Source organism: Amycolatopsis sp. NPDC114478, assembly GCF_055633805.1.
In genome coordinates this window covers 247471-254820 of sequence record NZ_JBVKDO010000016.1, presented here as the reverse complement: position 1 = coordinate 254820, position 7350 = coordinate 247471, and the positions used below count along the sequence as shown (strand labels likewise).

Sequence of the window (7350 nt, the reverse complement as noted above, 5' to 3'; positions counted from 1 at the left end):
CACTCCGGCCGCGACGCTGTGATCACCTGCACCACACCAACATGATCAACTACCGGCCCGGCCGCTCCGACACCGGGTTACGAGACATCCCTTAGACTCGCTCTATCCTCAGGGCCGCTCACTGTGAGTAGTTGACAGTATTGGGCGCGCCGGTTGGCGGACCGCGTTGGCCTGCTGGGTTGGGTGTCAGCGCGGTGGATTGCCGTGTGGTTGGGCGGACGCTTTGCCGGTTCCCGATGAGGCCGTAATAGGGACGCTGGTGGACGGGCCGGGGCCGCCGATGTTGGCCGCCCAGACTTGCATGTACATGTCGGTCGCCCCGATGGAGACGGTTGCGGAATTGACGTTGTAGTCGTATGGGCCGGCGACCGCGCCGCAGGGATGGGGGAATGTTGGGCCGCAGCCCACGTTCGGGCGCGCACTGCCCGCTCTGTCCCCGGAGGAGCTGTGGTTCCGGATGCGGGGGATCCTCGCCGTGACGGCCACGGACCGCGTCGAGGTCTACAACCAGCACACCCCGGCCGGCTTGTCCCCGGTGGCCGGCGAGGCCGCCCGACGTTGGGCGATCACCTTCCTGGCGGCAGCGATGAGCGCACCACCGACCAGGACCTGACGACCCGGGACGGTCGCTGCCGAGCCAACTGAATCCCACCGAGCAGACCCGGCGAAACCGGGCGAACCGGACGACTGTCACACTGATCCAGCAGGTGCCAAGGTCAGTCATTCGTTCAACGGCAACGAGTAGCGCCGTGACGCGGCCAACGAGATGTGATCACAGCTCGTGGCCTCCGGCAGTTCACGAAAACACTCAGCGTCCCCTCAACGTCGGCGTCCTACCATTTCCTACGCAGCACTGCGGCCATGCCACGAACTTCTACAGCAAAGTAGATGTTCAGCTTTCCGTTACCGGTTGTCTTCCCCGCGGCCATCGGCCGCGGCAAGCATGGCGACGGCCAAGCCGCCGTGCGGGCCGTTATCCCATGGCGAATCTCCGTGCTATGGAAGGACTTTAATGTCATCGGTGATGAATCTGCGCATCCCCGCGGCGGCCACCGCCGTGGCCGCCGTGGCCGCGGCCCTGGCCTCGTTCGGCTTCGCCGTACCGGCTGCGGCCGCGGCTCCGGCCGCCGGTGGTGTCACCGTTCCCGGAGGCTTCTTCGCGACCGTCTTCGCGCACGACGCCTCGCTCACCAGCCCCGACGATATCGCCCAACTCGACGGCAACCTGTTCGTGGCCTTCCAGAACGGTGTCGGCACGAAGGGGGAACCGGCGAAATCGGGACGTACCACCAGCACGGTCGTCGAGTACAGCCGGCAGGGCCGGGACGTAGCGCACTGGGACGTGACCGGGAAGGTCGACGGGATGGGCGCCGATGCCCGGACCCACCAGGTCGTCGCCACGGTGAACGAAGACGGCAACAGCAGCATCTACACCATCTCACCGGAGCGCCCGCACACTCAGGTCGCGCACTACGACTACAGCCCGACCCCGCTCCCCCACGGCGGTGGCACCGACAGTGTGACCGTGCGCAACGGCGTCGTGTACGTCGCTGCCTCCGCACCGGCGACGGATGCCAACGGCAGCGCCGCGGGCAAACCCGCGATGTACACAGTGGACTTCCGGGGTGCCACCGCGAAACTGACGCCGGTCTTCGACGACAACGTCACCGCCACCAACCTGGTCAACGGCAAGAAGGCCGCCCTGAACCTCACCGACCCGGACTCCAGCGGCGCGGTTCCGCGGTCCGTGCCGGGTGTCGGCGGAAGCCTGATGCTGGTCGGCCAGGGTGACCAGCAGCTGGTCTTCGTGCGGCACCCCGGCGACCGTGGCCAGAGCGCCTCGGTGCTGCCGGTGAGCGTGCAGGTTGATGACGTCGCGTTCGCCACGGCCACCCGTGGCACGCTCTACGTGGTGGACAACGCGGCCGGCAGCGTCATCGCAATCACCGGGAACTTCCGGCGGGGACAGGCTTTCGGCTCGGCGACCGGCCTCAGCACCGTCGACCTGAAGACCGGCCACGTCACCCCGTTCGGCAGCGGCGTCAAGACGCCCAAGGGCCTGCTGTTCGCCGCCGACGGCGGCAACGACGACGGCCAGCACACCGGCCCCGGCCACCACGGCTGACGGAAAGGGATCCGACGATGTCCCGATACGTCCGGCCCCTGCTGGCGTTGGCTGTCGCAGCAGCCTGCTCTCTCCTTCTGGTGACACCCGCGGGCGCCGCGCCCCAGGCCGCCGTCCCCCACTACGACCACCTGTTCGTCGTCGTGGAGGAGAACCACGGCTTCACCGACGTCATCGGCAATCCGGCGGCGCCGAACCTCAACGCTCTCGCCCAGCAGTACGGCCTGGCGACCAACTACTACGGTGTGGCTCACCCGAGCGAACCCAACTACGTCGCGATGCTCGGCGGCAACACGTTCGGGGTCAAGGACGACAACCCCTACTACCTCAACCGCGTCGACAAGCCGAGCCTCATCAGTCAGCTCGACCAGGCGGGCGTGAGCTGGAAGGCCTACCTCCAGGGCCTTCCGCACCCTGGCTACCAGGGAATCTGCTACCCGGCGAACTGCAACGGGGCGCCGGACAAAGATCCGCTGTACGTGTCGAAGCACAACCCCATCCCGAACTTCAGCACGTCGTTGAACGCCGCCGACTGGTCGCGGCAAGTGCCCGTGGAACAGCTCGGTGCCGATCTCGCGCACGGCACGGTACCCGCGTTCAACCTGGTGATTCCCGACGAATGCCATGACCAGCACGGTGATCCTCCGTACTGCATCGACTCGGGCACCCCGGGCGATCCGCAGGATCAGCGGCTCGTCGCGACCGGGGACCAGTACCTCGGGCAGCTCGTCAGCAAGATCACGAGCGCCGGCTTCTGGGCCAAGGGCAACAACGCCATCGCCGTCGTCTACGACGAGGGCACCGACAACGCCGGAGGCGGTGGCCGGGCGGCCACCGTCATGGTGACCAGCCACGGCCCGCGCAAGGTGCAGGATCCTGCCGCCTACAACCACTATTCCCTGCTGCAGACGCTGCAGCGGTCCTTCGGGCTGGGCTGCCTCGAAATGACGTGCGACACGGCCCACGTCGCGTCGATGGCCCCGCTGCTGACCGTCACCGGGGCGCCGGCGATCGCCACGAAGCCACTGCCGGTCCCGTCCTTCCCGACACCCACCCCGGCTCCGGCCGAGCCGGTCGGCACCGTCACCGGAACCGCGGCGAGCGGCGGCTGGAAGGTGCAGACCGTGCCCAAGCTCGGCACGGCCGACAACACGTTCGGCGCGGTGGCGGCGGTGTCTCCCAGCGACGTGTGGGCAGTGGGCAACTACCTGCCCGATGCCCCGCAGAGCAATCCCGACGCCGCCCTGAGCCTGGCGGCGCATTTCGACGGCACGCACTGGACCTCGACACCGACACCGAACACCGGGCCCGACTACAACACGCTGTTCGGAGTCGCCGCCGTGCCAGGCCGCGCGTGGGCGGTCGGCGTGGCACTCGACAGCGGCTACCACGCGCACAGCCTGATCGAGGCGTGGGACGGCGGAGCCTGGCACATCATTCCCACCCCGAAGCTGGACACCACCCGGGACATCCTCACCTCGGCCACCGCGGTGTCGGCGAACGACGTGTGGGCGGTCGGCGAACAGCAGAACCAGGCCGGGAAGTTCGCCACCCTGGTCGAGCACTGGGACGGCGCCAAGTGGTCGGTTGAGCCGTCGCCGAACCCCGGCACCACCGGGAACCACCTCTACGGCGTCGCCACCGGCGGCCATGGTGACGTGTGGGCCGTCGGTCAACGCAACGACGCTTCGTCCGACAGTTCGTTGGTCGAACACTGGGACGGCCGTCGGTGGACGCCCTTGGCGACGCCGGGCACGACCGGCGCGGTGCTCGACGGCGTGGCCGTCCGCGGCGGCGACGTGTGGGCCGTCGGGCAGACGGACAACGCCACCCAGCAGGGCCGGCCCCTGATCGGACACCTGCACAACGGCACCTGGACCGCCACCGTGGCCGCCGGTGTGGGGTCGGCATTCAGCAACCTCACCGGGGTGACAGCCACCTCGGACACGGTGTGGGGCGCCGGCACCTACTTCGACCCCGCCACGGGAACCCAGAAGACCCTGGTCCTTCGGCGGGACCGGAACGGGCTCCACGCGGTCCCGGCTCCCAGCCCAGGATCCGGCGACAACGTACTCGGCGGCATCTCGACTGCCGGCGAGAACGTGTGGGCAGTCGGCTATGACAAGAACGGCAGCGGCCGTGATCCGCTGATCGAGTATCACGCGGGCTGAGGGCGCCTCGCCCGCGTCCGTTGCCCGGCCGATGACTTTCGTCGGCCGGGCAACGGTGTCGCTCCATGCGACGACTTCACGGGTGGTGCCGAACGACAGGCCTCGTCCCGCTATTTGATAGCAGGTGCGGCATGGCGGCAGTCTCGACTGGTCCGCCCGGACTCCGTGGTCTCCGTGACGGACTCCTCATCGGCATCGTCGTGATGGCGCCGGTGTTCGTCAGCAACGTGGTGGTTTCGGTCGCCAAGCAGAACCGTCTGGCGACGATTTCCGTGTCCTGGGCGGCTCTGGGGCTCCTAGCGGCGCTGTTCACGCTGGTCGGAGTGCGCGGACAGCGACAGCTCGGCTCCGCTTTCCCCGGGACCCTGCCGCCCGCCCGATCGGCGGCATCATCGCGGGTGCCGTCGCCGGCTGCGTGGTCGCGGTGATGCAGCCGGCCAAGACCGGCGCGGCGGTGACCGAGCAGGCCGACGTCGTGCTCAACCTCGCGCCGGTCGCCCCGGCGGAGCTGGCCACGCTGGTCACGCTGGTCCGGCCGGGCGGGGTCGTGGTGAACACGACGGTGTGGATGCCCGCGCCCGCCGACGAGGAACGCGGCATGCGCGGCATCGACCTGTTCGTCCGCAGCGACGCCGAACAGCTGGCGAAGCTGGTGGCGCTGGTCGACCGCGGCGAGTTGCGCGTCGACGTCGCCGAGCGGGTGCCGCTGCCCGAGCTGCCGGCGCTGCACGCACGGGCCGCCGAGGGCGCGGTGCACGGCAAGGTCGTCGTCGTCCCCGCCTGACCCCCTCATCCGGAAAGGCCAGGCAGTCCCGAAGGCGGACGCCGCGCCGCCGACGGTGGGCGAGGACGCGGCGCCACGAACCGAAACTGTGTCCGCGCGAAAATCCCCGAGCAGGACAGGAATTGTCAAAACGCGCGCGACGTAAGGGAGCCGACGTGAGCAGGCCATCTGGTGTTCGCACCGGCTCAAGCAGGCGGGAATAGCGTCCGGTCGCTGAAGGAATCTCCCTGGAAAACCGAATGGGGCAAATCATGCGCGAAAACCAGGCGGGCCCGAACCGACGGTCCTTCCTGCGCAACGCAGGGCTGGCCGGCGTCGGCGCGACGGCGCTGGGTGCGCTCGGCGCCGCACCGGCCGAAGCCGACACCGCGAACAGCGCGAACAGCGTCAGCGGCAGATGGAACCCGGACGGCGAGAGCCGCCAGTTCACCGTCGCCGTGATGCCGGACACCCAGTACCTCTTCTGGGGCAGCCAGAACAGCATCAACCCGGAGCCGCAGGAAGCATCGCTGCGGTACGTGATCGAGAACAGCGGCAAACCGGACAACAACATCGTCTTCCTGGCCCACCTCGGTGACCTGACTCAGGACGCCGACATCACGTCGTTCCAGGCCGTGGACAAGACGTTCAAGCTGGCCGACTCGGCCAACGTCGCCTACAGCGTGCTCGCGGGCAACCACGACGTGTCAGGTGACGACACCCGCGGCACCACGCCGTACCTGCAGACGATGGGCCCGCAGCGGTTCCGTCGCCAGAAGTCGTTCCTCGGCTCCGACGCGAGCGGCTACAACACCGCGCACGTCTTCCGCGCCGCCGGGCAGGAGTGGCTGCTGCTGGCCATGGACTGGCGCACGTCGGCCGCGGGCTTCGCGTGGGCCAACGACGTGATCAAGAAGAACCCGCGGCTGCCGGTGATCCTCACCTGCCACGAGATCGTCGGATCGACCTACGGCGACGAGGTCTACCCGTACGAGTCGGGCGACCCCGAGAACAACGCCGAGTTCTCCGGCTACGGCCAGACCGTGTGGGACTCGCTGATCAAGGACAACGACCAGATCTTCCTCACGCTCAACGGCCACTACTGGCCTTCGGGCCGCACGACGAAAAAGAACGCCGCCGGCAACGACGTGCACCTGCACATCACGAACTACCAGAACCGGTACATGAGCGGCGGTGGCATGCTGCGCCTGTACCACTTCGACCTCGAGCGCAACACGATCGACGTCGAGACGATCTCCCCGTGGATCCTCGAGAAGGACCCCGCGAAGCGCAACCGCATGGAGGTGCTGGAGTCGCGGCTGACCACGGCTGTCGACCGCTTCTCGATGCCGTTCGACTTCGAGCAGCGCTTCTCCGGCTTCATCCAAGTGCCGGTCCGCCCGGCGCGTCCGGCCGGCCAGGTGCTCGTGCCGGGCACGCTCGCGTACTGGCGCTTCGACGGCGTCGGCGCGAACGGCAGCCCCGTCAGCTCGAGCCAGAAGGTGCGCGATCTGTCGGGCCACGGCAACGATCTCACGCTGCAGTCCGTCCCCGGCACGGCCCCCGATGCCCTGATCTGGACCGACGACCATCACCCCGACCAGCCGGGTCACGCCAGCCTCCGGTTCGCCGGCGGCAAGAACCCGCTGCACGGCGCGTACCTGACCACGGGTTCGGGGGCGCCGCTGAACACCGAGACGTTCAACCGCGGCTACACCATCGAGACGTTCGTGAAGATCCCGCGCGACTGGGACGGCGGCAACAACGGCAACATGCCCGTCCTGGTCCGCCGCGGTGCGTCCGGCGACGCGGGCAAGCACGGCAAGAACACCGACCCGAAGGAGCCGGTGGCGCAGCTCATGACCACGAACAACGGTCGTGAGGTGCAGTTCAACTGCTACCCGCTCAGCCAGACCTACCCGACCACCAACTGGAGCCACGGCCTGGCCGAAGACCAGTGGTGGCACATCGCGGTCGTCAACGACGGACACCACACGAAGGTCTACGTCGAAAGCTCCCCGGTGGCCGACAACCCGTTCACCGACTCCGTCGGCATCGCCTCCCTCGGCCTCACGTGGCTCCTCGGCGGCCACGAATACGGCGGCGCCCTCGACAACGTGTTCCACGGCTGGATCGGAGACGTCCGGATCGTCAACCGCGCGCTGCGGTCGGAAGAGTTCATGACCAAGTGATCCACCGGCAGCGGGTGACCCGGTGGTCACCCGCTGCCGCCTTGGTCAAGAATTCCCGGCGACGGCATCACCGCCACGCCGGCGAATCCGACCGGGCTG

Annotated in this window: 5 protein-coding genes and 1 pseudogene; all 6 read left to right on the top strand. The window is 68.4% G+C overall.

Features of this window, described 5'->3' with window-relative positions; all coding sequences use genetic code 11:
• The first annotated feature begins 475 nt into the window (after window positions 1–475).
• The 6 genes and pseudogenes from ACZ7OH_RS36480 (at window position 476) to ACZ7OH_RS36455 (ending at window position 7251) form a co-directional block, all read left to right on the top strand.
• Window positions 476–613, top strand: a complete 138-nt coding sequence (locus ACZ7OH_RS36480) for a hypothetical protein (protein ID WP_470285021.1) — start codon at window positions 476–478, stop codon at window positions 611–613.
• A gap of 411 nt (window positions 614–1024) precedes the next feature.
• Entirely contained in the window at window positions 1025–2125 is a 1101-nt protein-coding gene (locus ACZ7OH_RS36475) for a hypothetical protein (protein ID WP_470285020.1), read from the top strand.
• 80 nt (window positions 2126–2205) lie between these two features.
• Complete coding sequence (locus ACZ7OH_RS36470) at window positions 2206–4296, top strand: alkaline phosphatase family protein (RefSeq protein ID WP_470285019.1); 2091 nt, start codon at window positions 2206–2208, stop codon at window positions 4294–4296.
• A gap of 131 nt (window positions 4297–4427) precedes the next feature.
• Window positions 4428–4724, top strand: coding sequence for a hypothetical protein (locus ACZ7OH_RS36465; RefSeq protein WP_470285018.1), 297 nt, complete (start codon window positions 4428–4430; stop codon window positions 4722–4724).
• A 20-nt stretch (window positions 4725–4744) separates the two neighbouring features.
• A pseudogene (locus tag ACZ7OH_RS36460) lies at window positions 4745–5080 on the top strand (zinc-binding dehydrogenase); the annotation flags it as partial.
• A gap of 251 nt (window positions 5081–5331) precedes the next feature.
• Complete coding sequence (locus ACZ7OH_RS36455; protein ID WP_470285017.1) at window positions 5332–7251, top strand: LamG-like jellyroll fold domain-containing protein; 1920 nt, start codon at window positions 5332–5334, stop codon at window positions 7249–7251.
• Window positions 7252–7350: the final 99 nt, after the last annotated feature.